Source organism: Aeromonas sp. QDB17, from assembly GCF_027705305.1.
GTDB lineage: Bacteria > Pseudomonadota > Gammaproteobacteria > Enterobacterales > Aeromonadaceae > Aeromonas > Aeromonas caviae.
In genome coordinates, this window is record NZ_JAPDBP010000026.1 from 1 (window position 1) to 25,481 (window position 25,481).

At 58.7% G+C, this 25,481-nt stretch carries 30 protein-coding genes and 1 pseudogene; 18 read left to right on the forward strand and 13 right to left on the reverse strand.

Annotated elements, in window-relative coordinates; translation table 11 throughout:
• Positions 1–16: 16 nt before the first annotated feature.
• The 4 genes from OKC41_RS18135 to OKC41_RS18150 all read right to left on the reverse strand — a co-directional run bounded on the left by OKC41_RS18135 (position 17) and on the right by OKC41_RS18150 (position 3,122).
• Positions 17–361: a DUF4406 domain-containing protein gene (locus OKC41_RS18135; protein WP_201894254.1), complete on the reverse strand. Its 345-nt coding sequence runs from the start codon at positions 359–361 to the stop codon at positions 17–19.
• Positions 362–591: 230 nt separating this feature from the next.
• On the reverse strand, positions 592–1,170 hold the full coding sequence (locus tag OKC41_RS18140; protein WP_234922230.1) for a DUF4276 family protein: 579 nt from the start codon (positions 1,168–1,170) through the stop codon (positions 592–594).
• Positions 1,167–2,360 carry an AAA family ATPase gene (locus OKC41_RS18145; RefSeq protein ID WP_201894252.1) on the reverse strand — a complete coding sequence of 398 codons (1,194 nt, stop codon included), beginning with the start codon at positions 2,358–2,360 and terminating at the stop codon, positions 1,167–1,169. The genes OKC41_RS18140 and OKC41_RS18145 overlap by 4 nt, the downstream gene beginning before the upstream one ends.
• Before the next feature lie 117 nt (positions 2,361–2,477).
• On the reverse strand, positions 2,478–3,122 hold the full coding sequence (locus OKC41_RS18150) for a LexA family transcriptional regulator (RefSeq protein WP_268843101.1): 645 nt from the start codon (positions 3,120–3,122) through the stop codon (positions 2,478–2,480).
• Between the two features lie 87 nt (positions 3,123–3,209).
• Between OKC41_RS18150 and OKC41_RS18155 the strand changes: the two genes are divergently transcribed.
• The 13 genes from OKC41_RS18155 (at position 3,210) to OKC41_RS18215 (ending at position 9,170) form a co-directional block, all read left to right on the forward strand.
• Positions 3,210–3,395 (forward strand): Cro/CI family transcriptional regulator, encoded by a 186-nt coding sequence (locus tag OKC41_RS18155; protein WP_045525005.1) that lies wholly within the window; start codon positions 3,210–3,212, stop codon positions 3,393–3,395.
• Positions 3,392–3,913: a phage regulatory CII family protein gene (locus OKC41_RS18160; protein ID WP_076362762.1), complete on the forward strand. Its 522-nt coding sequence runs from the start codon at positions 3,392–3,394 to the stop codon at positions 3,911–3,913. The genes OKC41_RS18155 and OKC41_RS18160 overlap by 4 nt, the downstream gene beginning before the upstream one ends.
• Positions 3,913–4,194, forward strand: a complete 282-nt coding sequence (locus OKC41_RS18165) for a hypothetical protein (protein WP_234922229.1) — start codon at positions 3,913–3,915, stop codon at positions 4,192–4,194. Before OKC41_RS18160 ends, OKC41_RS18165 begins: the two co-directional genes overlap by 1 nt.
• Complete coding sequence (locus OKC41_RS18170) at positions 4,184–4,450, forward strand: hypothetical protein (RefSeq protein ID WP_201894250.1); 267 nt, start codon at positions 4,184–4,186, stop codon at positions 4,448–4,450. The genes OKC41_RS18165 and OKC41_RS18170 overlap by 11 nt, the downstream gene beginning before the upstream one ends.
• A gap of 52 nt (positions 4,451–4,502) precedes the next feature.
• Complete coding sequence (locus OKC41_RS18175) at positions 4,503–5,207, forward strand: hypothetical protein (protein ID WP_201894249.1); 705 nt, start codon at positions 4,503–4,505, stop codon at positions 5,205–5,207.
• A gap of 8 nt (positions 5,208–5,215) precedes the next feature.
• Positions 5,216–5,467, forward strand: coding sequence for a hypothetical protein (locus OKC41_RS18180; protein WP_201894248.1), 252 nt, complete (start codon positions 5,216–5,218; stop codon positions 5,465–5,467).
• Positions 5,445–5,930, forward strand: a complete 486-nt coding sequence (locus tag OKC41_RS18185; protein WP_201894246.1) for a hypothetical protein — start codon at positions 5,445–5,447, stop codon at positions 5,928–5,930. Before OKC41_RS18180 ends, OKC41_RS18185 begins: the two co-directional genes overlap by 23 nt.
• A gap of 5 nt (positions 5,931–5,935) precedes the next feature.
• Positions 5,936–6,211: a hypothetical protein gene (locus OKC41_RS18190; RefSeq protein WP_201894244.1), complete on the forward strand. Its 276-nt coding sequence runs from the start codon at positions 5,936–5,938 to the stop codon at positions 6,209–6,211.
• 88 nt (positions 6,212–6,299) lie between these two features.
• Positions 6,300–6,998: a phage regulatory protein/antirepressor Ant gene (locus OKC41_RS18195; RefSeq protein WP_234922228.1), complete on the forward strand. Its 699-nt coding sequence runs from the start codon at positions 6,300–6,302 to the stop codon at positions 6,996–6,998.
• On the forward strand, positions 6,995–7,192 hold the full coding sequence (locus OKC41_RS18200) for a DUF3283 family protein (protein ID WP_041211153.1): 198 nt from the start codon (positions 6,995–6,997) through the stop codon (positions 7,190–7,192). Before OKC41_RS18195 ends, OKC41_RS18200 begins: the two co-directional genes overlap by 4 nt.
• The gene (locus tag OKC41_RS18205; protein ID WP_270672250.1) at positions 7,189–8,181 is read left to right on the forward strand and encodes a DUF968 domain-containing protein; all 993 of its coding nucleotides are present in this window, start codon (positions 7,189–7,191) and stop codon (positions 8,179–8,181) included. The genes OKC41_RS18200 and OKC41_RS18205 overlap by 4 nt, the downstream gene beginning before the upstream one ends.
• Positions 8,182–8,191: 10 nt before the next feature.
• Positions 8,192–8,554 carry a RusA family crossover junction endodeoxyribonuclease gene (locus OKC41_RS18210; protein ID WP_201894242.1) on the forward strand — a complete coding sequence of 121 codons (363 nt, stop codon included), beginning with the start codon at positions 8,192–8,194 and terminating at the stop codon, positions 8,552–8,554.
• A gap of 94 nt (positions 8,555–8,648) precedes the next feature.
• Complete coding sequence (locus OKC41_RS18215) at positions 8,649–9,170, forward strand: antitermination protein (RefSeq protein ID WP_234922227.1); 522 nt, start codon at positions 8,649–8,651, stop codon at positions 9,168–9,170.
• Positions 9,171–9,190: 20 nt separating this feature from the next.
• Here OKC41_RS18215 and OKC41_RS18220 read toward each other — a convergent pair whose 3' ends face one another.
• From OKC41_RS18220 to umuD, 3 genes and pseudogenes are all read right to left on the reverse strand, one after another.
• Positions 9,191–11,068 carry a hypothetical protein gene (locus OKC41_RS18220; RefSeq protein ID WP_270672251.1) on the reverse strand — a complete coding sequence of 626 codons (1,878 nt, stop codon included), beginning with the start codon at positions 11,066–11,068 and terminating at the stop codon, positions 9,191–9,193.
• Between the two features lie 200 nt (positions 11,069–11,268).
• A pseudogene (gene umuC / locus OKC41_RS18225) lies at positions 11,269–12,540 on the reverse strand (translesion error-prone DNA polymerase V subunit UmuC).
• A gap of 3 nt (positions 12,541–12,543) precedes the next feature.
• Positions 12,544–12,963, reverse strand: a complete 420-nt coding sequence (gene umuD, locus OKC41_RS18230) for a translesion error-prone DNA polymerase V autoproteolytic subunit (protein ID WP_201894238.1) — start codon at positions 12,961–12,963, stop codon at positions 12,544–12,546.
• Positions 12,964–13,125: 162 nt separating this feature from the next.
• Here umuD and OKC41_RS18235 point away from each other — a divergent pair, with 162 nt between their 5' ends.
• Entirely contained in the window at positions 13,126–13,683 is a 558-nt protein-coding gene (locus OKC41_RS18235; RefSeq protein ID WP_201894236.1) for an SOS response-associated peptidase, read from the forward strand.
• Between the two features lie 15 nt (positions 13,684–13,698).
• Here the strand turns inward: OKC41_RS18235 and OKC41_RS18240 are convergent.
• Positions 13,699–14,852, reverse strand: a protein-coding gene (locus OKC41_RS18240) for an IS3-like element ISAeca4 family transposase (RefSeq protein ID WP_201894228.1) whose coding sequence is annotated in 2 segments (ribosomal slippage) — positions 13,699–14,615 and positions 14,615–14,852 — 1,155 coding nt in all. Because the reading frame shifts where the segments join, the coding sequence is not laid out codon by codon here.
• Between the two features lie 173 nt (positions 14,853–15,025).
• Here OKC41_RS18240 and OKC41_RS18245 point away from each other — a divergent pair.
• Positions 15,026–15,244, forward strand: coding sequence for an ADP-ribosylglycohydrolase (locus OKC41_RS18245; RefSeq protein WP_270672252.1), 219 nt, complete (start codon positions 15,026–15,028; stop codon positions 15,242–15,244).
• 526 nt (positions 15,245–15,770) lie between these two features.
• Here OKC41_RS18245 and OKC41_RS18250 read toward each other — a convergent pair.
• On the reverse strand, positions 15,771–16,481 hold the full coding sequence (locus OKC41_RS18250) for a metallophosphoesterase (protein WP_201894227.1): 711 nt from the start codon (positions 16,479–16,481) through the stop codon (positions 15,771–15,773).
• A 219-nt stretch (positions 16,482–16,700) separates the two neighbouring features.
• Between OKC41_RS18250 and mprF the strand changes: the two genes are divergently transcribed.
• Together mprF and OKC41_RS18260 are read left to right on the forward strand one after the other, a co-directional pair.
• Positions 16,701–19,256 (forward strand): bifunctional lysylphosphatidylglycerol flippase/synthetase MprF, encoded by a 2,556-nt coding sequence (gene mprF, locus OKC41_RS18255; protein WP_201894226.1) that lies wholly within the window; start codon positions 16,701–16,703, stop codon positions 19,254–19,256.
• Between the two features lie 10 nt (positions 19,257–19,266).
• Positions 19,267–19,980 (forward strand): AcvB/VirJ family lysyl-phosphatidylglycerol hydrolase, encoded by a 714-nt coding sequence (locus tag OKC41_RS18260; protein ID WP_171864823.1) that lies wholly within the window; start codon positions 19,267–19,269, stop codon positions 19,978–19,980.
• Positions 19,981–20,072: 92 nt separating this feature from the next.
• Here the strand turns inward: OKC41_RS18260 and OKC41_RS18265 are convergent, their stop codons facing one another.
• Genes OKC41_RS18265 through OKC41_RS18275 form a run of 3 tightly spaced genes read right to left on the reverse strand, consistent with a single transcriptional unit; the run spans position 20,073 to position 22,872 of the window.
• A complete protein-coding gene (locus OKC41_RS18265) occupies positions 20,073–20,843 on the reverse strand; it encodes an ABC transporter substrate-binding protein (protein ID WP_201894225.1) in 771 nt (256 codons plus the stop codon).
• A gap of 53 nt (positions 20,844–20,896) precedes the next feature.
• The gene (locus tag OKC41_RS18270) at positions 20,897–21,712 is read right to left on the reverse strand and encodes a carbon-nitrogen hydrolase family protein (RefSeq protein ID WP_114522983.1); all 816 of its coding nucleotides are present in this window, start codon (positions 21,710–21,712) and stop codon (positions 20,897–20,899) included.
• Positions 21,713–21,720: 8 nt separating this feature from the next.
• A complete protein-coding gene (locus tag OKC41_RS18275; RefSeq protein WP_201894224.1) occupies positions 21,721–22,872 on the reverse strand; it encodes a methionine aminotransferase in 1,152 nt (383 codons plus the stop codon).
• Positions 22,873–22,987: 115 nt separating this feature from the next.
• Here OKC41_RS18275 and OKC41_RS18280 point away from each other — a divergent pair, with 115 nt between their 5' ends.
• Entirely contained in the window at positions 22,988–23,878 is an 891-nt protein-coding gene (locus OKC41_RS18280; protein WP_201894223.1) for a LysR family transcriptional regulator, read from the forward strand.
• A gap of 96 nt (positions 23,879–23,974) precedes the next feature.
• Here OKC41_RS18280 and araA read toward each other — a convergent pair whose 3' ends face one another.
• A complete protein-coding gene (araA, locus tag OKC41_RS18285; RefSeq protein WP_201894221.1) occupies positions 23,975–25,474 on the reverse strand; it encodes an L-arabinose isomerase in 1,500 nt (499 codons plus the stop codon).
• Positions 25,475–25,481: the final 7 nt, after the last annotated feature.

The following is a 25,481-nucleotide window of genomic DNA, read 5'->3' on the forward strand; positions in this document are numbered from 1 at the left end:
CTTGTCATTGAACACCTCAAATAATGGTGGCGACTGTACCACCTAAAACGGTGTCCGGGATGATTAGACCACTACAGATGACTTTGCCGCACTTCATGGCGAGGTGGAACTCGGCGGTGGCGCCCTGGCAATCGCGCCAGCCCGGGAGCATGACCAGCTCGTCGGCGAGCATGACCATGGGCAGGCTGCAGGCCATGTACTCGGCTTGGGTCAGGCCCTCGGGGAGGGTGGCAGGGTTGAGCGGGATATGGCCGCGCTCACGCTGGTGGTTGGCCTCGGCATGGAAGGCGGGGCGGTTGCAGTCAGGCAGGCCGGACATGGGGCCAGCGATGTAGATGCGTTTCTGGTGTTGGTTGAACATGGCTTATCCAGCTAGTGCTGAGTAAAGCCATGTTAAGTCAGCCAAACAAAAGGTAAACTTTGTTGTTGTGATTGCTTAACCTTCATGAAGCGATTTGGTGTAGCTCATTTTATATAACCAATAGTTATTGATATGGCCTCTTGATACGATGTGACGGCATAAAAAGTAATCTGCAATGTGGTTGTATACTGTTGATACTTACAAGCACAATATGGCTTATGAGTCGTTTATCATACTGAAAGCAGATCTGCCTCCCATTTTTTAACTGCACCAAGAATATTCTTGAAAGTAGGTGAGCGGGTATTGTTCAAATCTAGGTGTTTGCCAATCTCCCTTGAGCCTGAAATATTTTGATATTTGTTGTTGGTTAGAACTTTCAGTTCTTTTTTGGGGTTTTCAAGTTGGTCTGGAGATCTAAATTTTTTTGTTTCTTGTAGTTTATTAATGTTTTTAATATCTAAGCCTTTCTCAACCGCCTGAAGATCTGCCAAATAAATGGTCTCAAGTTCTCTACACGCAATTCTAACTAAGCAATGATGCGACTTTCCTGTTTTTTTGCATAAATCCAAAAGTTTATTTTTTGTTACCATACAGTTAGGTTGACTATCTTGGTCGCGAATGACAATAAATCGAGCGTTGGGATTTTGATAAAGCTGGATTTTCCTCACCACATTTTTTTCTAAATCTTGTTTTCCTTCGAAATAAAAGATTCTAGTTGTTATTGTGTCGTCTAAGAATCGTGGTAGTACTGATTCAAGCATTGCTTTAGCTGATGGCTCTTCTAGCATGAAAACAAGTTCTTTAATCATTGAGGATCGACTCCTTCAAAAAATCCTTGCTTCCACAAGTATCCGAGTCTATCCCCATCTTCATAGTAAGCCTTGACTTGTGGATTTTCTTTTGCTTGATGAATTTCTGTTTTACCATCTTTTTTGACAAGCCAACATACTTCATCTAATTCAAGAGCATTTAGAAAATCTGGCGAATGTGTTGATACAAAGACTTGACCGCCCCTAAGTGAGTAATTACGAAACTCCTCAGCAAGCTCAGACATTAACTGTGGATACAATTGGTTTTCTGGCTCTTCTACGCATAGCAATGGGTGCGGCTGTGGGTCATATAACAAAACCAGATATGCAAACATCTTAATTGTACCGTCAGATACATAGCGATCCAAAAATGGCGTTTTAAATGAACCATCTTGAAACCTTAATGTGAGATACCCGTCATCCATTAGCTTTGGTTCTACGGATGATACTCCTGGAACTCGGCGGGCCATAGTTTTCAGTATGTTATTGAAAACATGAGGATGCTGTTCATGAAGATATCTTGCAACTAAGGGTAAGTTTTCACCCATCTCTGATAGGTGCTCTGTATCCCCCGATGCATCTTTTCTACCTCTGGCGGAATTTATGTGAAAATCTGAAACGTGCCAGTGCTCAATTAATCGTCTAAAAGCGTTTGCTGCTTTGAATCTCTCAAACTGACCTAATCCCTTTATCGCTAATGTATCTGGGGCAACTTTTTGATATTCACGGTCTAGCTCTTCTTCCTGCTTGTGAAATTCCTCTTCATTTGTAATTGCGTAACCTTCACCCTTAGTAAAGTTTAGAAAATGGAATGGACTTCCATAACGGCCACGCTTATATCGAAGCAGTTCACGAAGTACAATCGGGATACCATTTTTCTCACCAATCTCAATAGAATAAGTAACTAACCTTTCAACATTGGTAATTTCCATTCGATATTGTAGTTCTATTAATATAGAGTCTTCTTTAACATTACAGCCTCTACTGAGAACCTCTGAAAATCGGCCTCTTTTATCTAACGCTTGTCTCACATTCCCCTTGAGGCAGTCATGTAAAAATCCAAACACATCAAATAAAGTTGATTTGCCTGCCCCATTGGCTCCAACAACAACGAGAAAAGATGGAATGTCTTTTAAATGTACATCTCGGAATGCTTTAAAGTTTTTAAGTTTTATTGATTCAATTTTCATGCTAGGTAACCATCCTCATCATTCTTTATATACAATACTAATATAATAATTTATTTGGGTTGGTCTTGATAATATAATAAAATTTTATTTTCCCATTAAAATTAATATGATAAATAATCATTCAGGCATATATGAACCAATAACAACACCGCAGATTTTCACCGGCTCGCCATATTCACTGATAGTATAACGTTGGTTGAGAGCTCTCAAATATTTCTCTCCCTGCTCATTTTCTGCTAGCTCTTTGAATGTCAATTTCCCATCTTGTAATGCGGCTATAACTCTATGCCCAGGTTTTGCGGGTACATCAGGATCAACAAATATAATTGTTCCTTCTGGGTATGAACGTGAACCAAAGGGGTTTGTCATTGACTCGCCGCGTACCATTAACGCATAGGTGTTGGGACCAGCTTTGGGATTTGGACACGCATAGCGAACACAGTCCTCATCCTGTCCATCTGGTGTCCAATTACCTTGGCAAAAAAGACCTGCTTGCACGAAATCTAGTAGTGGCACCAATAGAAAACTCTTTGATGCAGGTACAACATTACTCCCAACAGGATCCCCCTTACCATCAATCAACCAAAACACTGTTACTCCTAGTGCTTTGGCTAGCTCAGCTATGTTTTTCGCGTCAGGAGTGTATACACCATTCTCCCACTGAGAAATGGATGCTTTATTTGCGCCTATTTTATCGCCAAGTTGCTGTTGGGTCATTTTCAGGCGCGACCTAGACAGCTTGATGCGTTCTCCAATGTTCATAGTTAAGTAATTTAAACCTTTCGGGGTTAATTGTGCTTTACTGGTTTGTTGTGCTTGCTTAACCTTGCTGTGTCTACAGGAGGGACTATGAAGAAACTAGATGTCATCGCTTTCTTTGGCGGGGTGACAAAGACCGCAAAAGCACTAGGCATAAGCAAGTCTGCGGTGTCCCTGTGGGGAGAAGAGATCCCATATGGACGAGCTTGTCAGGTGCAGCTTGTCACCAAAGGGCGGTTGAAAGTCGAGCCTGTGGGGCAGGTGAAACCATCATGACAAAACCCACCAGAACAACCACGAGAGTGAAGCGGGAACATTCCCACCTTTCTGACCCTATTGACGCCGCTTATCAGCTGAGCCGCCGTTACAACATCACCGATCTGGCCCGCCTGATGGGCTCCAAGCGCCCGACCACCCTGAACAACAAGTTCAACCCTGCTTGCGAAGACCACCACCTGACCCTGTCCGAGGCGATGGCGGTGACCGAGCTGACCGGTGATAACGCCATCCTGCAGGCCTGGGCGCTGGCCCGCGGCCATACGCTGGTGGCCCTGCCGGATAGCACGGTGACCGAAGAAGAGCTGGCCGACCAGGTGATGCTGGTGGGCGAGGTGGTAGCGGCGGTGTTTGGCGAGCTGCGGGAGGCGCGGCAAGACGGGGTGATCGACCCGATTGAACGGCAGTCCATCACGGCGGCAGTGCACCGGGCCATCAAGGAGCTGTTGAGCCTGGAAGAGTCGGTAGCCAGTCAGGTGCGCCCGTTCCCGGGGCCACATGCACAAGGAGAGAAGTGATGAAGGAAGCACAAAAAGAGTGGGCCGGCGCTGCTGTAACAGCCCGACCCGAGGTTGGTTTTCGCGGAGAAAACAACGTGAACAAGCGTACCCAACAATCGCCGAGGGCGCAAGGCAGTCGCCGTTCGTGCATCCCGCCCATGTTGCCGAAGCTGGTGGTGGGCTCCCGGGGGGCCTTTCTGGTCTACAGCGGGTTGCGCATCCCGGCCACGGCCGAGCAGGTGCAACGCCATCTGGCCTGTTTGCAGCAACACCTGCAGGAGGTGGCCCATGCATCCTGAGCTGTTTATCGAGCGCAACGTGGCGCAGATCCTGACCGCGGGGGGATACACCCCGGATGTGGTGCACACCGCAACCCAGGCAGCCCTGCGGCATTTTCGCACCACGCCGTGCTTTGCCAAGGGGCAGGCCTTTGCCAAGTGCCTGGCGGAGGGAAAGAAGATGGCCAAGTTGCTGCAGCGCAAGCTGCGCCAGCAGGAGAGGGACGCCAAGAAGGCGGCCAAGCCGACGCGATTGAAGAAGATGAGCCATGGGTGAGGTAGTCAGACTGGCGGCCCCGGTGGCCGCCCCAGTTTCACGAGGATGCAACGTGGCCGACAACCGCCGCAGCGGGTTTGTGCTGCTTTACAAGAGCCTGAAGGAGGCCCCGTTCTACCGTGACCCGGTGCGCAAGGCACTGTGGTTGCACCTGCTGCTGGAGGCCGCGCATGAGCGCTGTGAGGTGACCTTCAACGGTAATCGTCTGCTGCTGCAGCGTGGGCAGATTGTGGGCTCGGCCCGATCCCTGGAGGCCTTCGAGCAGGAGGGGATGATCAGTCGCACCAGCAAGCAGGGTACCCGGGGTTACACCCTGGTCACCTTGCTCAACTACGACCCTTACCAGCGCGGAGTTTCAGAACACATTGGCGCGGAGTTGGGCGCGGAGTTGCAACCCGCATCAGGGCAGGGGATTGAGGGTGTATCGCAATCTGATGGCGCGGAGTTAGGCGCGGAGTATCACGCCGAAGATCTAAACAAGATAAACAACAAAACAAACAAAGATCTTAAAGACTCTTCGTCGCAACTCGCTGACGCGACTTTCGACCAGGTTGGAGATAAGCCCGCCGCTCTGGAGGTTGCCGTTCCCGAACCCAAGTCCAAGAGCCGGGTCATTCCCGAGGCGGCCATCCAGACTCCGAACGGCAAGGCGTGGGGGACCAGCGATGACCTGATGACGGCGAAGTGGATGTTTCGTCGAGTGCAGCTGATCACCCGACCGCTCTTGAGCCGAACTGGGCGCAGTGGTCCAACGTGATCCGGCTGATGCGTGAGCTTGACCAGCGCAGCCATCGCGATATTTGCGAGCTGTATGACTGGGTAAGCCGGGATGCGTTCTGGTGCACCAACATCCTGGCCCCGCAGAAGCTGCGCCAGCAGTGGGATCGGTTGCAGGCCAAGCGCGGCAATCCGTCTGCCGGCCACCAGCGCCCTCTGTCCAATCTGGCGCAAGCCCAACAGCAGGCCCAGGCCCTGCGAGCCGCGGGAGTCGATTATGACGACAACACTCCCCTCTAACGTGACCAGTCTGCCCGTGAATCAGGCCAGTCTGCAGGTGAGCACCGGCATGTCGATGTTCCTGGCGGACGAGTTGCTGCCGCTGATGGCCGGGTGCTGGCCCGCCAGTGCCAGCCAGTTGGATGCCAATGCCCGCGGCGTGGCAATGGCCTGGGGTGTTCAACTGCGCGGATTCACCGCCCAGCAGATCCGCGAGGCGGTGTTGGAGCTGGCCGATGACGCCGGCCGCCAGTTCGCCCCGCGCCCGGCCGAGGTCAAGGCCACCATCCTGCAGCGCAATCCGGTACCGAAGTCTGCCCCTGTTGGCCGCCAGGTCTCTTTGCGAGTCTGCGAGATGCAGGCGGAGGCCCGTGTCTATGTGCGTGATCGCGAGGTGACCGATGAGGCGGTTCAGGCTGAGCTGCAGCAACTGCTGGCCCAACTGCGCCGCGAGGGTGTGACGATAACCGGGAGGATGGCGTGATGGCGGTGACGTTCAGTGATGCCTGTGAGCGGGACATTCGCCGCGCCCGGTATGTGCGGGTGGCGGTGTACCCGGAGGTGAAGGACTGGTTGCCGGTGCAGATGCGCCTTGAGGTGTCGGATTGCCCGCGGCAACTGGGGTTCACCTCGAAGACCCACCGGGCCGAGCACTACCTGGTGCAGGGTGCCGAACTGGCTGAGGTGATGAAGGCGGTGAACGCCCTGCGCGGCCAGCAACAGCGGCCCGCCACGCTGGAGATGATCCCATGCGCGATCTCGTGATGCCGGCGTTGATGCTGTTGTTGCTCGTCGGTCTGGCGTTGTACCTGGCCGCCAATGTTTCGATGGGGGTAGAGAGATCGAGTTGATGATGAGGGGCGTGACCCCTTTGACGATGACCAGCGTGGAAATCGCTGAGCTGACCGGCAAGGAGCACAAGAACGTGCTGGCCGATATTCGCCGGATGCTGGTGGAGATTCAATCGGCTGAAAAGCCAGCCGAGTACCAGGACAGCCTGGGCCGTGCCCAACCGTGCCTGTTGCTGGACAAAGACGAGAGTCTTTGCCTGGTGGCCGGTTACAGCGCCCAGTTGCGGATCCGCATTATTCGCCGCTGGCAGGAGCTGGAGCAGCAGGGCAATCAGAACGCTCTGGTGATCCCCCAGTCGCTGCCGGAGGCTCTGCGCCTTGCTGCCGAGCTGGCCGAGCAGAAGATGGCGCTGGAACAGAAGGTGGCGATGGATGCCCCGGCGGTGGAGTTCGCCAAGCAGATCGCCAGTGTGGAGAAGGGGATCACCTTGTCGGCTTTCGCCAAGACGGTGGGCCTTGGCCCCAATACCCTGTTTTCCCTGCTGAGGGAACGCAAGATCTTGATGAGTTGCCGTGGGGAGCGCTGGAACCTGCCGATGCAGGAGTATGTGGACCGCGGGCTGTTCGCGACCCGGGAGAGCTCGTTTGACAGCAACGGCGAGCGGCGTATCAGCTTCACCCCCCTGATCACCGGCAAGGGCCAGCAGTGGCTGGTGGAGCGACTGATCCGTGACGGTATCCTGCGCGGGGTGGCGGCATGAGTCACAACCTGGCCCTGTTGCCATCGTCTGAACGGCAGCGCATCGAGTTGATCAAGCAGGCGCACCTGCTGGTGTGGCGCCGTCGCCGCAACGAGATCGGGCGTGAGGTTGTGGTGGCCGCCATCGATGAGGTGGATGAAGAGCACCGTGAGTGGTTTCGCCAACAGTTGAACGCGATCAGGGGGCAAGCGTGAGCGCAGGTAACGCCGTGTTTGTCGAAGCGCTGGGGCTGGCCCTGGTACCGCTGGGCGACAGCCTGCCAGCGGTGAGGCGCCAACTGGCTGGCAAGCCGGTGCGCCTGGTGCGCGATCAGGGGGCTGACCTGCTGGTCCAGTTCCCTGAGCTGGTGTCGGCCCTGGCCTGCGCCGCAGTGGTCAATGTCGCCGGTGGGGAGCTGCTGACCGCCAATGCCACGGCTTGCGTGATAGCCGATGGCTGCATCGGGGAAACCGTCACCGCAGAAGTGGAGGGGGTGCATCTGCCTTTGTGCTGGCATCACGACAACGAGCACCGCAATGGGCAGTTACCGATCCGCCTCGCTGATGTGGCCGGGTGGCTGGCGCAGCTTGTGCTGCAGCGGGTTGCCGGGTGGTGCGGGGTGGCCGCTGCTGACCTGACTGCCCGGGATCTGTGCTGGTGGGCGACCGTCTACAAGGTGCTGCCTTCATTGCCGGATCCGCTGCTGCGCTCTGCCTGCCGCCTGGCTCCCATCGAGCCGGATCGGATGTGGTCACCCCGCGGTAATCGGGAGACCGATGCCCGCTATCGTGATCATCGCCTTGAGGTAGTCGAACGTGATCCGCTGGCCGATCTGCGGGCCCGCATCAATGCCAAACCGGCTATTCGTCAGATCGACCCAGAACCCGCAGCCCTCCACCTTGGCAAGCCCAAGCGCCAGCGTTGGGAGTGTGCAGCCTACCTGGCCTTTGTACGGCAGTTGCCCTGTGTGGTGACGGGCCAGCGCGAGGGCATCGAGGCGCACCATGTCGTGGGTCATGGGATGAGTGTGATGGGCAGTAAGGCGCACGATCTGATGGTGTTCCCGCTCGCCCACCAGCCACACATGGAGTTGCACCGGATCGGGTGGAAGGCCTGGGAAGCCCAGCACGGTTCGCAGTTGGAGCACGTTATCAACACATTGGAGCTGGCATGCTCCTTGGGAGTGTTCAATGCCAAAAGCTGATTCATGGACAATGACCCTGCCATGGCCCCCTTCAACCAACCGGATCTGGCGCAATGTGGCCGTGAGCGGCAAGCCCAGAACGTTGCTGAGCCAGGAGGGGAGGGTTTATCGCAAGGCTGCGGCCGATGCCTGCCTGGCTGCCAAGCTGGCCGGCAAGCAGATTCCCGATCGGCTGGCCCTGCGGCTGGTGGTGCAGGCCCCTGACCGGCGAGCCCGGGATCTGGATAACACGGTGAAGGCGGTGCAAGACGCCCTGACCCACGCCGGGGTGTGGCTGGACGATAGCCAGATCGACCTGTTGCTGGTGGATCGCGGGCCGGTAGTGAAAGGGGGAATGGTGTCGGTAACGGTGGAGGTGATGAGTGCGCTTTGAATATGCAATTACCGTTGGGGATCCGCGTTCTGTGATGCTGCAGGCCTATCAGGCCCAGTCTACGGGGCGTTCTCATCTGACAAAGAGTGATGTGATGACGGCATTGGGAATGGTTCAGAAGCACAATGGTGCCGGCATGGCGTTGGTGATGGCGCGTTACTGCAAAGACCTGGGGGATGCCAAGAAGGCCCTGCTGGCTGTGCAGGCTGAGTGCACCAAGATTGCTCCCCGCTATGTGGGGGGCAACAAGGAACGTGGCCACGGAATGGCCTTGCGCCGGGTGGCCGAGTTGGCCCTGGAACATTACTGCCGCACGGTGGACACGCCGGGGGCGGCCTGTCACCCGCAGTTCTGCAGGGGGAGGGGAGTGATCCGCGATCTGGAGCTGAGCCGCCTGCATGGTAAGGCCGTCGACAAGGTGTGCCCACGCTGTGGCGGTACCGGGCTGCGCCCCATCCCGGGCACCCAGATCAGACGTGCCATTGAGCCGCTGGCTGGTGGACTGACCCGCGGCCAATGGGAGCGGGGCTGGTATCCGCTCTATCTGGCGGTCCTGGCCTGGTGCCACCAGCAGGAGAGCGAGGCCCAGGCCAATTACCGGCAGTTGATAGTGTGATGCTCAGTTACTTTTAATAGCTATCTGGCCTGCCATTCGTCCTTACGACCTTCAAACCCAATCGACTCAAAGTCACATCCATATGGATCGTCGGTCACATTGAAGTTTGAACAGAAGAAACTAGGTGTATTGGATGTATAAGCAGTCGATGGTGATGGAGATAAGCACTTTGGAAATGACATATCTCTTTTCTGTACACTCCAAACCCCAGTTGCTGTACCTGCTGGGGTATTCCCTAAACCATCTCCTAAATAACCACCGCTAAATGAAACCATTAAAGTTCCACTTATCGAATTTGCGGATCGGTTAGTGACGCTGTATGTAGTAGTGAATGGATAGCCACTGGCATACGGCGAGCTTGAGTTCAATGTATAAGACCAGGTTGTTCCCACTACAGGGTCTTCTGGGATTACAGTTGTTGCGCCGACACATCCATACTGTTGGTCAAGACGTAAATTTAGTGACTCGTTTCCCGTCCTAAATGCGAGCCCTGCTACTTCTGGGAGATTTAAATTAAAAGTAAGAAAATTGCAGACGGTATTATATTTAATCGTACAATCTGTGATTTGAGCGGTCCCGCTCCAAAATCCCATACTCTCACAACCGGATGAGCCGGTAATGGGGGGGCCAAAATTTTTCATCGGTAGAACTCCCAGCGTATTTAAACGATCAGTACCAATCTTAATATCTGATGCAGCGCCACCGACTCCTTGTAAGCTCCAATTAAAACAGGGCTTTGTTTGAAGGTCGTCTATTTTTACTGAAAAAGAACCATCTACCCCCCCTTTGAATAAAGCTCCGACTGAAAAAAGCCGATCCGGAGAGTTTGCTTGGAACCATTGGACGTTAGGGACAAGTACTAAACTCTTGGCCAATACTAATTCAGCCCCTGCCACAGCATAAAAATGTGGTTTCGCCTCGTATTTAAATACCTGGCCGCTTCCGATAGTAGCTACTGGGGTATCAATGGATGGCGTCATTGACCAGCCATCTGCCGATGAATAGGGGAACGCAACTTCTACACCTGCGTTGAACTGGAAAAGTGGAAGTGAAAAATCTAACCGCAGTGGAATGTCTAAACGTAGAAATCCAGCTGTCTCTTTGACGGGGACTTGAAAGTACACTATTGGCAGGTCGCTTTTCCCTATGGTAGTTGGTTTGTTATCGGTGCCAATCATTGCAAGATCTACTCGGGAAAATGGGGTTATCTTCATCTTATCTACACTGAATTTTGCTTGAAGGTATCGGATATCGACACCTGTTAGCAACGCATCCTTGAATCCAGCTTTGATGTTGAAGCTAAACGACTGATATGGGATTTTGACGGTACATGATGCTGTTGTGGACTCCCCTAATGAGGGCTCTCCTACGTCTGCGGTACAGGGACCAGCTGCATAAGTGGTCATTTTTTGTATTGCCACTGACCCATTGGCCTGCTTAGCAGAGGAATCCGCGATTGCTAACCCCATCCTAGTAAAGTCAAAATCAGCACTTTGTAGATCGCCAACGACTACTAGATCTGAAAAAACCTCGTTGAATTCGGCCGTACGTGTGGAAACAAGCATGGCTTCATTGGAGTCTGTATTAATTGATTCAATAACGTATGCACTATCATTCCATGTAATGACGGAGCCAGCTTTTATAGCGGTTGGCGGGTTATTTATAACCAACTCAGACTTGCTGGTTGCAGTTGCTTGGCTTGGCTCCAATTGAATTACATTTGGTTGGAAGGTTTTTGTGATAGTTGCGTCACCGACTTTGGATGTCGTGGTTGGCATCGCAGTATCACTGCCATCACTGCCATCACTGCCATCACTGCCATCACTGCCATCACCGCCACACGAAAATAGTGTAATGCCCAGAACCAGGGTGAGAGCCATCTTCAATGATCGTTTCATATTCCAGTTCCTTCTGGTCACATTTCAATTTCATCAGGTTAAAAGAGTAGTCAATCAATAGCGGTGCAATCGCTGCTTTTTTATGCCTTTTGGTTATTGGGCTCTTATGTGAGATAGATAATTTCGTCACTTGCATCGCGGTTATTTTGGGAGGGATGGCCTTGAGGGGAGGCAACTGCTGCTACTAAAACATGAGAGCCTCACACCTTTCCTAGTGGGACTTCGTTGATGTTTGTGGTGTAGCAAGGACTGAGCTGATCCCGCTTCATCATCCACTCCCTCGAATCCCGGCCACGGGCTGCAAAGTAAACCTTTCCCATCCGCCCCTGATTGATCTTGTCGATCACCTGCATGAGCGCCTCGCTACGGGGATCCTGCTGCTCGGTGAACAGATCACCTTGTTGCATGCCTGCAGGGGTGAAGTCTGCCAGCATGACGCCTCCCTTCATATAACGGACATCATCCCGCCATATCCGGTGCAGCAGTGGTTCAATTAGTGCCAGTAGGTCACGGGTATCTGAGGTGGGTGTCTGCAACCTAGTAGATATCTGGTTGCCGTAATAAGCCTCCCGCTCCGCGAAGGGACTGCTCCGGATAAACAGGGTGACATGGCGACAGCGTTGCCCCTCTGCGCGCAGCTTCTCGGCTGCCCGCTCCATGTAACCGGCCAATGCCTAGTGCATGGGGCCGAACTCGCAGATGCGTGCCCCGAACGATCGCGAGCAGATGATCTGCTGCTTGGCCTTGGCCAGGGGCTCCAGGTCGGCGCAAGGGAGTCCCCGCAGCTCTTGTACTGTGCGCTCCACGACCACCCCATATTGGCGGCGCAGGCTCTTGGGATCCGCTGCGACCAACTCGGCGACGGTATTGACCCCCTGGGCTGCCAGCTTGGCGGTGAGCTGGCGCCCTATCCCCCAGACCTCCTCAACCGGGGTAATAGCCATCAGCTTGGTGCGCCGCGTTTCATCCCGCAGATCCACCACGCCCCCGGTGGCGGGCCACTTCTTGGCTGCGTAGTTCGCCAATTTCGCGAGCGTCTTGGTGGGGCCGATGCCGACCCCAACAGTTAGGCCGGTCCACTTCTGCACCCGTTGGCGGATCAGGCGGCCATACTCCAGCAGATCACCGGCCCAGGACTCGCTCAGTTCGATAAAGGCTTCATCGATGCTGTAAACCTCCACCGTCGGCGCCATGCCCTCCAGAGTTGTCATCACCCGGCTCGACATGTCGCCATAAAGGGCATAGTTGGAGCTGAACCAGATGCCACCCAACTCCTCATAGACCTCGCTGATCTGGAAGTAGGGCACCCCCATTTTGACCCCCAAACTTTTGGCCTCTGCCGATCTGGCAACCACGCAGCCATCGTTGTTGGAGAGCACGACGATCGGCACCCCTCTGAGGTCGGGGCGGAACAGGCGCTCGCAGGAGGCATAGAAGTTGTTCACGTCGACCAGAGCAATGGCGGTTGGCATGGCCTATCCTCGCCGGGTTTTGTGCAGGACGAAGGTGACGACGCCGAAGATATCCAGCTCTTGCCCTTCTTGCGGGTAGATCGGCGGAAAATCGGGGTTGCCTGGCAGCAGGGCGGGGACGGGCTGCACCTGCAGCTTCTTGACGGTGAACTCGCCATCCAGGCAGGCCAGCACGATGTCGCCGTGGCGAGCTGTGATGGCGCGGTCGATGATCAGCATATCGCCGTCATTGATGCCTTCCCCGACCATGCTGTGTCCGCTGGCTCGCACATAGAAGGTGGCTGCCGGGTGGGAGACACAATGTTGGTTGAGGTCGATGGTCTGTTCCACATAGTCCTGGGCTGGGGAGGGGAACCCGCAGGCGGCAGGGGTGAGGTACAGGGGGATTTCGATGAGAGGTGCATCGGTAGCGTGGGGGATCATGGTAATCATCACTGTATGAACATACAGTAATTCTAGCCGAGGGATCTGGAAAGATCACTGGTCGGCGTTCGGGTCTTGGCAAGGCAAGGGGGTCGCGGCCAATTATGCTTGGCAGAGGCCGACCTGGTGAGTTTGGGCTCTCATACGATGGAGGGGCTGCGCATGTGCATCAACTACATCCCGACCACCAGGGCGGTGCTGGTGGAATACTTCGGGGTTGATGATCCAGGGTATGACTGGAAGGAGGAGGTGTGGCAGGACTACCAGGCCCCGATCCTGATCCAGCGAGACGGCCGGCGGCAGGCGCTGATCGCCAGCTATGGGATGGTGCCGAAGAGGAAGGTGCAGCTAGGCAACAAGCACTACACCACGATGAACGCCAGGGCCGAGACGGTAGGGGAAAAGCCGACCTACCGCCGTGCCTGGCTGCAGGGGCATCTCTGCCTGGTGCCCATGACCGGCTTCTTCGAGCCCTGCTACGAGAGCGGCAAGGCCGAGCGCTGGCGGATCAGCATGGCCGACGGCACGCCCTTCGCGGTGGCCGGCATCTGGCGGGCATGGCAGGAGGAACAGGGCTACACCTTCAGTTTCTCCCAGCTCACCATCAATGCCGATACCCACCCACTGCTGCGGCGTATGCACAAGCCCGGAGACGAGAAGCGTAGCCTAGTCATCATGCCGCCGGATGACTACGACGCCTGGCTGGCGTGCAAGGACTGAATCGCTCCGGCTTCTCTAGACACTTTCGAGCCGCTCGAAATATTGCTTCTCACACTCTACTGGCGATAGCCCATTGTTGAAACTGTGCCGACGCTTGGGGTTGTAAAACATTTCAATGTAATCGAACACATCCTGCCGGGCCTCCTCCCGATCTGCATAGGTTTTACGTCGGATCCGCTCGCGTTTGAGGAGTTGGAAGAAACTCTCCGCCACCGCGTTATCATGGCAATTGCCACGTCTGCTCATGCTGGCCTTGAGCCGGTGCTCCCGCAAAAAATCCTGCCAGTCATAGCTGCTAAACTGGCTCCCTTGGTCAGAATGAACCAGCACTTCCTGCTCGGGTCGCCGTCGCCACACTGCCATCAGTAACGCGCTGATGGCCAACTCTCGGTCGATCCGTGGCCCCATTGACCAACCAATGACTTGTCGTGAAAACAAATCCAATACCGCGGCCAGATAGAGCCAGCCTTCATGGGTTCGAATATAAGTGATGTCCGTTACCCAGACCTTATTTGGCTCAGTCACATCGAACTGGCGTTCAAGATGATTCGGTGCAACCACCGTTGGCCGGCCACCATAATGACCGGGACGGCGACGATAACCGGTTTGTGAACGCAAACCTTCATGACGCATTAATCGCACCACCCGGTGTTTCCCACAGGTCTCGCCCATCTCTCGCAGGTCATCCCGGATCTTGCGATAGCCATAGACGCCCCCGCTTTCTAGCCAACATTGCTTGATCTGGCCCAGGAGGCGTTGGTCTTCAAGTGCGCGGGCAGATAAAGGCTGGTGCTGCCAGGCGTAATAACCGCTCGGGTGGACATTCATCATCCGACACAGTCGGCGGATGGGATGTGTGGACGCGTACACCCGGATGAAGGCGTACCTTACCCTGACAGCTTGGCAAAGTACGCGGCGGCCTTTTTTAAGATATCTCGCTCATCGGTGACGCGGCGCAGTTCAGCCTTGAGGCGCCGAATTTCGGCTTGCTGGCTGGAGTCATGCTGTTGCTGCACGGCGGGCTGGCTGTAGCGCCTGATCCAGGCGTAAAGACTGTGGCTGGAAACACCAAGTCGCTCAGCGACCTCTGCCACTGGGTAATGGCGCTCAGTCACCTGCTTGACGGCGGCCAGTTTGAATTCTTCCGTGTAACGTTGCTGCTTGCTCATAACACCTCCTGATTGACCTCAGTTTGAGGCTCTTGAGGTGTCTAGGAAAGTAGGGGCGATTCAGTGTCCACATCAATACAATGGTGGAATACCGCCAGCACAAGCCGAGACTCGGCCTAACCAAATGTCCGGATTTAGTTGACCACTACATCCTGACATTTTGGGTTGGATCATTGAGTCAAGGCTCCCGGCATGCCGAGAGCCTTTCTTATTTACATCTCTCTTTGCCGGATGTGGTAGAAGCAGCCCTCTGGTGCTTCTGGCATGGTGACGATTTGGCAAGCGGCGAAGTGCTACTCGGTGTGCTGCTGGGCAGGGATGAGCGAGTGCGGTTTGTTTATGGTCTGCTGGTGGGTGCTTTCTACATGGGGGAGCCTTTCAGGCTCAAGTGAGGTTGTTTGAATTCTTCAGCAAGTAACTTAAATATAACAGGAAAATGAACTTCTGCAGTTTATGTGCACGAACTTCTGCATGTTGTGTTTCACATATGAAACAGCTGGACGGGTCTGGCTTGGCTCTATTACGGCAAAAACGGGTGAAGTTCTGTCGGTTAAGTTGCTCGGACGAAGACTGTTACTATCTGTAGCAATGCCCCTCAAATTTTACCACGTCCCAATTGTGTACCACTATCATCAGTGTTAGAGCCATAAACCTTTATAAATCAGGCTATTAAAAAATACATATTGCAAAACGTGGAAGTAGAACGTGGGCCCGCTGGCCGGGTGCGCTGATGTGCTCATGTTGCTCGAAAGGAGTATCCGATGACGGCGGCGCCTGGCGCCTGGGTGGGGGTGCCATGCACCGCAATTGCCTGCATGGTAAACCATCGCGCTGGCAGAGCGAAGTCCGGGGCGTTCGCCTGGCGCTTTAATGGGCAGTGGGCGTTGTCCGTGAGCCTGGTCATCCCATCGGTCCGGCTCAGGGCAGGGGAAAGTGAGGAGTCAGGGTATTGAGGTCCAGCAGGGTGAAGTAGCCGCCCTCCTCGGGATACCAGCCGCCGGTGTCGATGTAGTGGACGTTGCCAAGGCGCACCGGCACCCTCACCGGAGTGTGGCCCACCACCAGGGCGGCGAGATCCGCGACCCCGCTCTCGTCCAGCCGTTCGATACGGCGCCTTGACCAGAGGCAGACGTTCTTGATGGCCCGAAGCCGTCCGCCGCTCACCCCGGCATCGAGTTGGTCCAGCAGCCCCTGCCAGGAGGAGAAGGGGCAATCGGCGTGAAGCAGCCCGACGGGGCCCTGGGTGGTCTGCACCTCGATGACCAGGGGCAGGCTGCGGTAGTGGACGGCGAACGCCGCCTGCTCGGCAGGGGTCAGGTGCTGAAACCAGCCGCCGCCGTTTCGGATCCAGTTCTCCCGATCGCAGCTCTCGTAACGGCAGACGTAGTCGTCGTGATTGCCGCAGACCGGGTGAAACCAGGGTCTGGCCAGCCAGTGGATCACCTCGCTGCACTCGGGCCCGCGATCCGCCAGATCCCCGACGCTGAAGAGACGGTCCCGGGCGGGATCAAAATCCAGGGTGTCGAGGGCCTGCTGCAACAGGGCGAAGTGGCCGTGGATGTCGCCGACGGCCAGATCGCGTCCCTGGGCGTTTTGGGGGAAGCGTCTTATCAGGGGGGAGGGTGTCATGGCGTCTCTTGCCTCTATCCCGGACGGGGATGTTTTGTCTGCCTGTACATAAGGTTACAGAAGAAAAGTGGCGAGCGGGCAGGGCCTGGTAAATCATAGGATTGCCCCCGTGAACGTGCGGCGTCACGCGCTGCCTGTGGGGGAGTCACTCCGGGAGGGCGCCTTGTCCGCCCGCTTTCGGAGGCTCTCTTTCTCCACGCTTTTTGACAGGAATCTTGAATGCGGCGTCAGCTGTTGATCTGGATAGGCCCCCTGTGCAGCCTGCTGCTGCTGGGGGCGGCCTTGACCGTCCTCTATCATTTGACCCACCTGTGGCACTGGCACGACATCCGCCAGGCCATCTGGTCACAACCCTTGCCGCAGTTGGGGGGGGCCCTGCTGCTCACCCTGCTCAGCTATGGCTGCCTCTGCTGCTACGATCTGCTGGCCCTGAAGGTGCTGGACAAGCGACTGCCCTGGCAGCAGGTGGGGATGACTTCCTTCATCGCCTACACCTTCTCCAACACCCTGGGCTTTGCGCTGCTCACCGGCTCCTCGGTACGCTACCGGCTCTACTCCTCCCTGGGGCTTGGCACCGGGGAGGTGGCCAGGGTAATCCTCTTTTGCTCCATCACCTTCTTCCTCGGTCTGCTGGGCTGGGGGGGCAGCGCCCTGCTGCTGGGGCAGGGGGCGGCTCTGCTGGTGGACTGGCCCCGCTGGGCGACCGGGTTGTTGCAACTGGCGGGGGGCCTGGCCCTGCTGACGGTGCTGGCGTATCTGGTGTGGCCGGGGGCTGCCCTGGTCTGGCGCGGACACCCGCTGTTCTTGCCGCGCATCAGATACCGCCTGCTGCAACTGCTCATCGCCCTGCTTGACTGGATGGCCGCCGCCGCCGTGCTCTATGTGCTGCTGCCATCGGGCAGCGTGCCCTATCCGGTGCTGCTCAGTGCCTTCGTGCTCTCCAGTCTGCTCGGGGTGCTGGCCCATGTGCCGGGGGGCATCGGGGTCTTCGAGGCGAGCATGAGCCTGCTGCTCACCCACTATCTGCCGGTGGACAAGCTGCTCGCCTCCCTGCTTATCTACCGCTGCGTCTACTACTTCCTGCCCTTCCTCTGTGCCCTGCTGCTGTTCGCAGGTCAGGAGCTGCTGCAACAGCGGGCCCGCCTGCACCGGCTGCAGGGGGTGATGATGGCGACCCGGGAGTTTGTGCCCGCCCTGGTGAGCATGGGTACCTTCGCGGCGGGCACCCTGCTGCTCTGCTCCGGGATGATCCCCACCATGAGGGGGCGGATCGAAGCCTTCCTGGAGGTGCTGCCCCTGCACCTGCTGGAGCTCTCCCATGTGCTCGGCAGCGTCAGCGGCGTGTTGCTGCTGTTGCTGGCCCACAGCCTCTACCGCCGTCATGACGGGGCATTCAGGATCACCCAGTGGCTGCTGGGGCTTGGCATGCTGTTCTCCCTGTTCAAGGGGTTTGACTGGGAGTCCGCTCTGCTGCTCGGGGGCTTCTTGCTCATCATCACCCCCTGCCGCCCTCTCTTTTATCGCAAGGGTTCCCTGCTTCACGCCCGGTTCACCCCTTCCTGGCTGATGTCGATGGGGGCCGTGCTGCTGGGGGCCTTGTGGTTGCTGCTCTTCTCCTATCGCCATGTGGAGTACGACCCCTCCCTCTGGCTGCACGTCTCGGCCCACGGGCCCGGGGCCGCCTCCCGCGCTCTGCGCGCCATGGGGAGCGTCATCGGCGTGCTGGCGGTGGTCGGGGTGGCCCATCTGCTGGCCCCCTTGCGCCTCGCCGCCTGCAAGCCGGATGCCGAGGCGCTCTCCCGTGCCCATGGGCTGGTGATGCGGGCAGGGGGAGGCCACGGCTACCTGGCCCAGCTCGGGGACAAGTCCCTGCTGTTCCACCCAAGCGGCGAGGCCTTCCTCATGTACGGGGCAGAGGGCAGCAGCTGGATTGTGATGGGGGATCCCGTCGGCCAGCCCTCCCTCGTGGAGGAGCTGCTTTGGCAGTTTCGCGAGCGCTGTGACGAGCACGACGTCAACCCGGTCTTCTACCAGGTGTCGGCCCGCTATCTGCCTGTCTATCTGGATCTCGGGCTCATCCCCTTCAAGCTCGGGGAGGAGGCCATCGTGGATCTGCCGAGCTTCGATCTCGCCGGCAGTCGCCTGCGCAACCTGCGCCAGAGCCACGCCAAGGGCAAGCGGGAAGGGCTGCGCTTCGAGGTGGTGGCTCCCGGTGAGATTGCCCCCCTGCTGCCCGAGTTGAAGGGGATCTCCGACAGCTGGCTGCACAGCAAGCAGGGCAGGGAGAAGGGCTTCTCCGTGGGCAGTTTCGATCCCGCCTACCTCACCCTCAACCCGATGGCGCTGGTACGGCGGGAGGGGCAGATCGTCGGGTTTGCCAACCTATGGACCTGCGACAACAAGGAGAGCCTCTCCATTGATCTGATGCGCTACTGCCTGGACACGGGGGCGGCGCCCGTCATGGATTTCCTGTTTGTCGAGCTGCTGCTGTGGGGCAAGCAGGAGGGGTATGCCAGCTTCAACCTGGGGATGGCCCCCATGTCGGGCTTCAACGACAACCCCCTCGGCGGTTACTGGGCCCGCCTTGGCAACACCCTGTTCACCCGGGGCAGCCGTTTCTACAACTTCCAGGGATTGCGGCGTTACAAGGAGAAGTTCGGCCCAAGGTGGGAGCCCCGCTACCTGCTCTGTACCGGTCATCTGGTGCTGCCCCGCACCCTGACCCACCTTGTCTCCCTCATCAGTCGCGGCCCCTTCGGGCTCATGAAAAAATAGGAGTTGGCCCATGAGAGCCATGTTGTTGCTGTTGATTTGCTGTTTCGTCTCTTCGTTCACCTTGCCGGCAGTGGCCGCCCAGCCGGGGCGGGTCGGCGCGGATCTGGGGCTGGTGGAGTTGCCGGTGGCGCAAGCCTCGTCTTCCCCCATGGTGGTCTTCATGAGCGGGGATGGCGGCTGGGCGGCGCTGGACAAGGGGCTCAGCGCCCAGTTGCAGGCCCACGGCATGCCGGTGGTGGGTTGGAGCTCGCTCTCCTATTACTGGAAGAAGAAGACGCCGGAGCAGGCGACGGCGGATCTGGTGCGCATCCTCACCGAGTACCAGTCCCGCTGGGGGCGCCAGCGCTGGCTGCTGGTGGGCTTCTCCTTTGGTGCCGAGATCGTGCCCTTCGTCATCAATCGTCTGCCGCCAGCCTATCGCGACAGCCTGGCGGGCGCCGTGATGCTCTCCCCCTCGACAGCATCGGATTTCGAGATCCACGTCAGCGACATGGTGGTGCACGACAAGGGGGGCCGCTATCCCACCCTGCCGGAAGTGACACGGATCCAGACTCTGCCGCTGCTCTGCGTGCAGGGAGCGGAGGACGACTCCCCGGTCAAACTCTGTCCGCGCTTGCAGCAGCCGAATGTGACGACGGTGACCCTGCCGGGCTCCCACCACTTCGACGACAACTACCAGACCCTGTATCAGGAGATTGCCGGGCACCTGGGCCTGGCCCAATAACGGCGAGAGGCCGGGAAAACGACACAGGGCGGCCAATGGCCGCCCTGTTGCCGTGGCCCCTTGCAACTGTCCAGGGGGCCGGCATGCCGGGATCAGAGCAGATCTTCGAGCTGGTACTTCTTGAGCAGGGTGTTGAAGGTGCCGTCGGCCTTGACGCTCTCGATGGCGGCATCGAAGCGGGCCTTGAGCTTGTCATCGTTCTTGCGAAGGGCCACCGCCACCCCTTCTCCCAGGATCTTGTCCTGGGTGCCGTTGAACTGGGGACCGACGAAGGCGAACTGCTTGCCCATCTCCTTGTCGAGGAAGCCCACCTTCAACTGCACCATGTTGCCGAAGGTGTAGTCGGCGCGGCCGGACTGCAGATCCAGCATGGGAGACTGGGCGTTGACGTAGCGCTTGATCTTGGCCACCTCGCCATAGCGGGCGGTGATGAAGTTGTCCTGGGGAGTGCCCTCCTGCACCGCGATCACTTTGCCCTTGAAGTGGGCCGGATCGTCTGCAAAGTCGGCTGCCTTGTCGCTGCGCCCCACGAAGCGGTTCTGCATCATGTAGTAGACCTGGCTGAAGTCCACTTTCTGGCGCCGCTCGTCCGTGATGTTCATGGAGGACATGATGGCGTCGTACTTGCGCACCTGCAGGCCCGGCAACAGGGCATCCCAGGGCTGGTTGATCACCTCGCACTCGGTCTTCATGGCCGCGCACAGGGCATAGGCCAGATCGACCTCGAAGCCGCCGAGCTGGCCGTTGCTGTCGACCATCTCGAAGGGGGGATAGGTGGCATCGGTGGCGATCACCAGGGGTTTGGCGGCGGCCTGGCCGGCGGTGGCCAGGGCCATCAGCATCATCAGTGTGTTGAGTTTCATGGTCAGTCCCTTGAAGTGTGGTGTCATTCCTAGCGTGCTAAAGGGTGCCGACCTCAAGGGCCGACGGCTATCTTGCGATGGGTGAGGGCCGGCAACTGGCTGCGCACCGTGCGCTGTGCTGCCAGATCCAGGGTGGCGATGGCCATGCCCTGACCCTCCTCTACCTGGGCCAGTATCCGGCCCCAGGGATCGATGATCATGCTGTGGCCGAAGGTGCGCCGCCCACCGGGGTGATGCCCCCCCTGGGCACTGGCAAACACGAAGGCCAGGTTTTCCACCGCACGGGCCCGCAGCAGCAGCGCCCAGTGCGCGAGCCCGGTGGTGTGGGTGAAGGCCGCGGGCAGGGCGATGAAATCGGGGGCGGGCCCCAGGCGAAACAGCTCCGGGAAGCGCAGGTCGTAGCAGATCCCGAGGCGCAGCACGCCCCAGGGCAGGGGATGGCTCACCACCTCCCGGCCCGGGGTCATGGTCGCGGCCTCGTCATACTGCTCCTGCCCGGTGCAAAAGCCAAACAGGTGCAGCTTGTCGTAGCGGCTTGCGAGCTGCCCTTGCGGGTCGATGAGCAGGCTGCTGTTGTGCATCTTGCCGGGCTCGTGGCTGGCAAGCGGCAATGTGCCGGCCAGGATCCAGACGCCGAGCTCCCGGGCCAGCCCCTGTACCCAGGCAAGCAGGGGGTGATCGTCAACGGGGGCGGCCAGGGCCACTCGCGCCCGCTCATCGACCGGCATCAGGTAGAAGTATTCGGGCAGCAGGGCCAGCTCGGCCCCCTCGGCCGCGGCCTGACGCAGCAGCGCTTCGGCCTGGGCCAGGTTGTGGTCAAGGTCATCCCCGGAGACCATCTGGAGGACGGCAACGCGCAGTGAATCCATGGTGCCCCCTAGACGGCGCACAGGCGCTCGGCGCCCGCCAGCAGGGTGTCGTCATCCTTGGAGAAGGAGAGGCGGATGACCCGCTGATCCGTGCCGTCGTGATAGAAGGCGGAGACCGGAATGGTGGCGACCCCGTGATCGCGGATGAGCCGCTGCACGAAGAGGCTGTCCGGCTCGTCGCTTACCCGCTCGTAGCTTGCCAGCATGAAGAAGCTGCCCGCCGAGGGGAGCAGGGTCAGGCGCGAACCGGCCAGGGCCGAGGTCAGCAGGTCGCGCTTGCGCTGGTAGAAGGCTGCCAGCCCCTGATAGTGGGCCGGTTGCTGCAACAGGTGGGCGAAGCCGTACTGCATGGGGGTGTCGGCGGCGAACATGGCGAACTGGTGCACCTTGCGGATCTCCTCCATCAGGGGACGGGGAGCCACGCAGTAGCCCACCCGCCAGCCGGTGACGTGGAAGGTCTTGCCGAAGGAGAAGACGGCGACGGAGCGCTCCACCAGCTCCGGATAGCGGATGACGCTCTGGTGCAGGGCGCCGTCGAACACCACGTGCTCGTACACCTCGTCCGAGAGGATCAGGATGTCGGTGCCGCGCACCAGGCGGGCGAGGCGCTCCTGATCCCCTGCCTGCCAGACGGTGCCGGTGGGGTTGTGGGGGGTGTTGAGCACTATCATGCGGGTGCGGGGGGTGATGCGGGCGGCCACCTCGTCCCAGGGGATGGCGAAATGGGGAGCCTTGAGGGCGATCACCACAGGGGTGGCTCCCTGCAACTGGATTATGGGGCGGTAGCTGTCAAACGCCGGCTCGAACATGATCACCTCGTCGCCGGGGTGAACCAGGGCGGTGATGGCGCAGAACAGGGCTTCGCTGGCGCTGGCGGTGATGGTGATCTCGTCGCCCGCGTCATAGCGATGGCCGTAGCTGGCTGCAATCTTGGCCACCAGTTGTTCGCGCAGGGCAGGCAGCCCCGTCATGGGGGCGTACTGGTTTTCACCGGCCAGCATGGCCTCGTGGGTCACCCGGATGAGCTCGGGATCGCAGGGGAAGCTCGGCGCCCCCTGGGAGAGGTTGATGCTGGGGTGGCGGGCGGCCAGATCCCCGATCACGGTGAAGATGGTGGTGCCCACCTGGGGCAGTTTGCTGGAAACCTGGGGGATGGACATGGGGCCGTCACCTGCGTGTGTGAAAGAGGTCCCTTTTTAGCCCCCCCAAGGCTTGCCGGACAACGGATTATTCGGCATGGTACGCATGAGTTTTTCTCAAGCATGGAGGCTTGTCATGTTGTCCACCCAGCCGCGTACTCAGTTGCCTCTCTATGGCCTGCAGGTCTTCGAGTGTTCTGCCCGCCACCTGAGCTTTACCCTGGCTGCCGACGAGCTGTGCGTGAGCCAGGGGGCGGTGAGCAAGCAGATCGCCCAGCTGGAGGCGCGCCTGGGCCACCTGCTGTTCGTGCGCGGCACCCGTTGTCTCACCTTGACCCCCGCCGCCGAGCGGCTGCTGCCTTTCGTTCGTGAAGGGCTGGCCCGCATGGGGGAGGGGCTCAGCGCCTTGCAGACCCTGCCCCACGAACAGGCGATCAGCATCAAGGTGCCCTCCTGCGCCAGCCGCTGGCTGCTGCGGCGGTTGCAGGCGTTCGAGGGGGAGGCGGTGGAGGTGCGTGGCAGCCACAGCCATGGCATCGACTTCTCCCGGGAGCCCTTCGATCTCGCCATCGTCTACCAGCCCTGCCTGGGGCGCTATCCCCACAGCCAGCCCCTGTTTCGGGAACGGCTGACCCCGGTCTGCGCCCCGGCGTTTGCTGCCAAGCATCATCTGTTCGAGCGCGACCTGAACGAGCTGCCCCTGCTGCCCCTCATCCATGCCAGCGCCGATAGGCGGGACTGGCGCAACTGGTTTGCCGCCTTCCTCGACATCCCCTGGCAGCCCCAGGGGGGGCAGCTGTTCGATACCCTGGACTTGGCGATGAATGCTGCGCTGCAGGGATTTGGCCTCTCTCTCGGGGATCCCACCATAGTGGCCGAGGAGCTGGAGAGCGGCGCCCTGGTCGCTCCCTTCGCCCCCGTGCTGGAGACGGATCACGAATACGCCCTGCTCGCCCGCCCCGACAGCCGGCGCCACGGGGTACAGCGAGTCTGTCACTGGCTGCTGGAGGGGGAGGGTCATCCCTGAGGGGACGCGAAATGAAACAGCCCCGCGGGCGGGGCTGTTGTCAGGCGAATACCATATCCATACAGTCATGGTGATGGCCGCTGGCCGATTAAAGGGTCACTGGCAGATCTTGTAGTAGACCTCGTTCCAGCGCAGTTGCTCCTTGAGCGTGGGGATGCGGGTGTGCTCGTCGATGACCACAAACTCGATGCCCATGATGTCGGCGAAGGTGCGCAGCTGCTCGATGTCCACCGCCTGGGTGAACACCGAGTGGTGGGCGGCGCCCGCCAGGATCCAGGCCTCGGCGCTGGTCTGCAGGTCCGGCAGGGGTTTCCACAGGGCGCTGGCCACCGGGAGTTTCGGCATGGCCTCTGGCAGGTCCACCACTTCCAGCTGATTGACCACCAGACGGAAGCGGTTGCCGAGATCGATGAGGCTGGCGTTGACCGCCTTGCCCGCCGGGGCCGCGAACAGCAGGCGGGCCGGATCGGCCTTCTTGCCTATGCCTAAGTGCTGGGCGTCCAGCACGGGTTTGCCTGCGGCGATGGAGGGGCAGACCTCCAGCATGTGGGCCCCCAGCACCAGGTTGTTGCCCGCCTCCAGATGGTAGGTGTAGTCCTCCATGAAGGAGGCGCCTCCCGGCAGGCCTGCGCCCATCACTTTCAGGGTGCGCAAGAGGGCCGCGGTCTTCCAGTCCCCTTCTGCCCCAAAACCGAAGCCTTGCTCCATCAGGCGCTGGCAGGCGAGGCCCGGCAGCTGGTGCAGACCATAGAGATCTTCGAAGGTGGTGGTGAAAGCGCCAAAGCCGCCGTCGGTGAGGAACTTCTTCATCCCCAGCTCCTGGCGCGCCGCCTCGTACAAGGAGGCACGAAGCCCCCCACCCGCCTGCACCGCCTCGGTCAGGGTGTAGGTCGCCTCATACTCGGCCAGCAGCGCCTCGATGTCGCTCTCGGGCACGGCATCGATCACCTTGACCAGATCGCCGACCGGGTGGTAGTTCACCTGATAGCCGAACTGGATCTGGGCCTCAATCTTGTCGCCCTCGGTGACCGCCACGTTGCGCATGTTGTCGCCAAAACGGGCGATCTTCAGGTGGCGGCTGTCGTGGATGGCGGCGGCGATGCGCATCCAGTTGCCAATCTTCTGTCTGGCCTCTTCATCCTGCCAGTGACCCACCACCACGGTGCGTGGCAGCCGCAGGCGGGCCCCCATGAAGCCGAACTCGCGTCCGCCGTGGGCGGTCTGGTTCAGGTTCATGAAGTCCATGTCGATCTCGCTCCAGGGGAGATCCCGGTTGAACTGGGTGTGGAACTGCAGCAGGGGCTTTTGCAACTGGCTCAGCGCCGGGATCCACATCTTGGCAGGGGAGAAGGTGTGCATCCACACCATGAGCCCGGCGCAGCGCTGGTCGTGGTTGGCATCCCGGGCCACCGCGCTGATTTCATCCAGGGTGGTGCCGGTGGGTTTGAGCACTATCTTGAGGGGCAGGTTCGCCCCTTCGTTGAGCTGGCTGGCGATGGTGTGGGCGTGATCGGCCACCTGCTTCAATGTGGTGGCGCCATACAGGTGCTGGCTGCCGACCAGGAACCACACTTCCAGCTGTTTCATCAATTCCATGAGTTTG

Excerpts from the sequence above, each read along its gene's own strand:
- OKC41_RS18135 (WP_201894254.1), bottom strand. The coding sequence starts at position 361 with ATGTTCAACCAACACCAGAAACGCATCTACATCGCTGGCCCCATGTCC.
- OKC41_RS18270 (WP_114522983.1), bottom strand. The coding sequence starts at position 21,712 with ATGGATTCACTGCGCGTTGCCGTCCTCCAGATGGTCTCCGGGGATGAC.
- OKC41_RS18165 (WP_234922229.1), top strand. The coding sequence starts at position 3,913 with ATGAAGGAAGCACAAAAAGAGTGGGCCGGCGCTGCTGTAACAGCCCGA.
- OKC41_RS18220 (WP_270672251.1), bottom strand. The coding sequence starts at position 11,068 with ATGAAACGATCATTGAAGATGGCTCTCACCCTGGTTCTGGGCATTACA.
- mprF (WP_201894226.1), top strand. The coding sequence starts at position 16,701 with ATGCGGCGTCAGCTGTTGATCTGGATAGGCCCCCTGTGCAGCCTGCTG.
- OKC41_RS18280 (WP_201894223.1), top strand. The coding sequence starts at position 22,988 with ATGTTGTCCACCCAGCCGCGTACTCAGTTGCCTCTCTATGGCCTGCAG.
- OKC41_RS18235 (WP_201894236.1), top strand. The coding sequence starts at position 13,126 with ATGTGCATCAACTACATCCCGACCACCAGGGCGGTGCTGGTGGAATAC.
- OKC41_RS18155 (WP_045525005.1), top strand. The coding sequence starts at position 3,210 with ATGAAGAAACTAGATGTCATCGCTTTCTTTGGCGGGGTGACAAAGACC.
- OKC41_RS18260 (WP_171864823.1), top strand. The coding sequence starts at position 19,267 with ATGAGAGCCATGTTGTTGCTGTTGATTTGCTGTTTCGTCTCTTCGTTC.
- OKC41_RS18185 (WP_201894246.1), top strand. The coding sequence starts at position 5,445 with ATGACGACAACACTCCCCTCTAACGTGACCAGTCTGCCCGTGAATCAG.
- OKC41_RS18250 (WP_201894227.1), bottom strand. The coding sequence starts at position 16,481 with ATGACACCCTCCCCCCTGATAAGACGCTTCCCCCAAAACGCCCAGGGA.
- OKC41_RS18145 (WP_201894252.1), bottom strand. The coding sequence starts at position 2,360 with ATGAAAATTGAATCAATAAAACTTAAAAACTTTAAAGCATTCCGAGAT.
- OKC41_RS18140 (WP_234922230.1), bottom strand. The coding sequence starts at position 1,170 with ATGATTAAAGAACTTGTTTTCATGCTAGAAGAGCCATCAGCTAAAGCA.
- OKC41_RS18275 (WP_201894224.1), bottom strand. The coding sequence starts at position 22,872 with ATGTCCATCCCCCAGGTTTCCAGCAAACTGCCCCAGGTGGGCACCACC.
- OKC41_RS18195 (WP_234922228.1), top strand. The coding sequence starts at position 6,300 with ATGAGGGGCGTGACCCCTTTGACGATGACCAGCGTGGAAATCGCTGAG.
- OKC41_RS18210 (WP_201894242.1), top strand. The coding sequence starts at position 8,192 with ATGACCCTGCCATGGCCCCCTTCAACCAACCGGATCTGGCGCAATGTG.
- OKC41_RS18160 (WP_076362762.1), top strand. The coding sequence starts at position 3,392 with ATGACAAAACCCACCAGAACAACCACGAGAGTGAAGCGGGAACATTCC.
- OKC41_RS18180 (WP_201894248.1), top strand. The coding sequence starts at position 5,216 with ATGCGTGAGCTTGACCAGCGCAGCCATCGCGATATTTGCGAGCTGTAT.
- OKC41_RS18265 (WP_201894225.1), bottom strand. The coding sequence starts at position 20,843 with ATGAAACTCAACACACTGATGATGCTGATGGCCCTGGCCACCGCCGGC.
- OKC41_RS18170 (WP_201894250.1), top strand. The coding sequence starts at position 4,184 with ATGCATCCTGAGCTGTTTATCGAGCGCAACGTGGCGCAGATCCTGACC.
- OKC41_RS18215 (WP_234922227.1), top strand. The coding sequence starts at position 8,649 with ATGACGGCATTGGGAATGGTTCAGAAGCACAATGGTGCCGGCATGGCG.
- araA (WP_201894221.1), bottom strand. The coding sequence starts at position 25,474 with ATGGAATTGATGAAACAGCTGGAAGTGTGGTTCCTGGTCGGCAGCCAG.
- OKC41_RS18150 (WP_268843101.1), bottom strand. The coding sequence starts at position 3,122 with ATGAACATTGGAGAACGCATCAAGCTGTCTAGGTCGCGCCTGAAAATG.
- OKC41_RS18200 (WP_041211153.1), top strand. The coding sequence starts at position 6,995 with ATGAGTCACAACCTGGCCCTGTTGCCATCGTCTGAACGGCAGCGCATC.
- umuD (WP_201894238.1), bottom strand. The coding sequence starts at position 12,963 with ATGATCCCCCACGCTACCGATGCACCTCTCATCGAAATCCCCCTGTAC.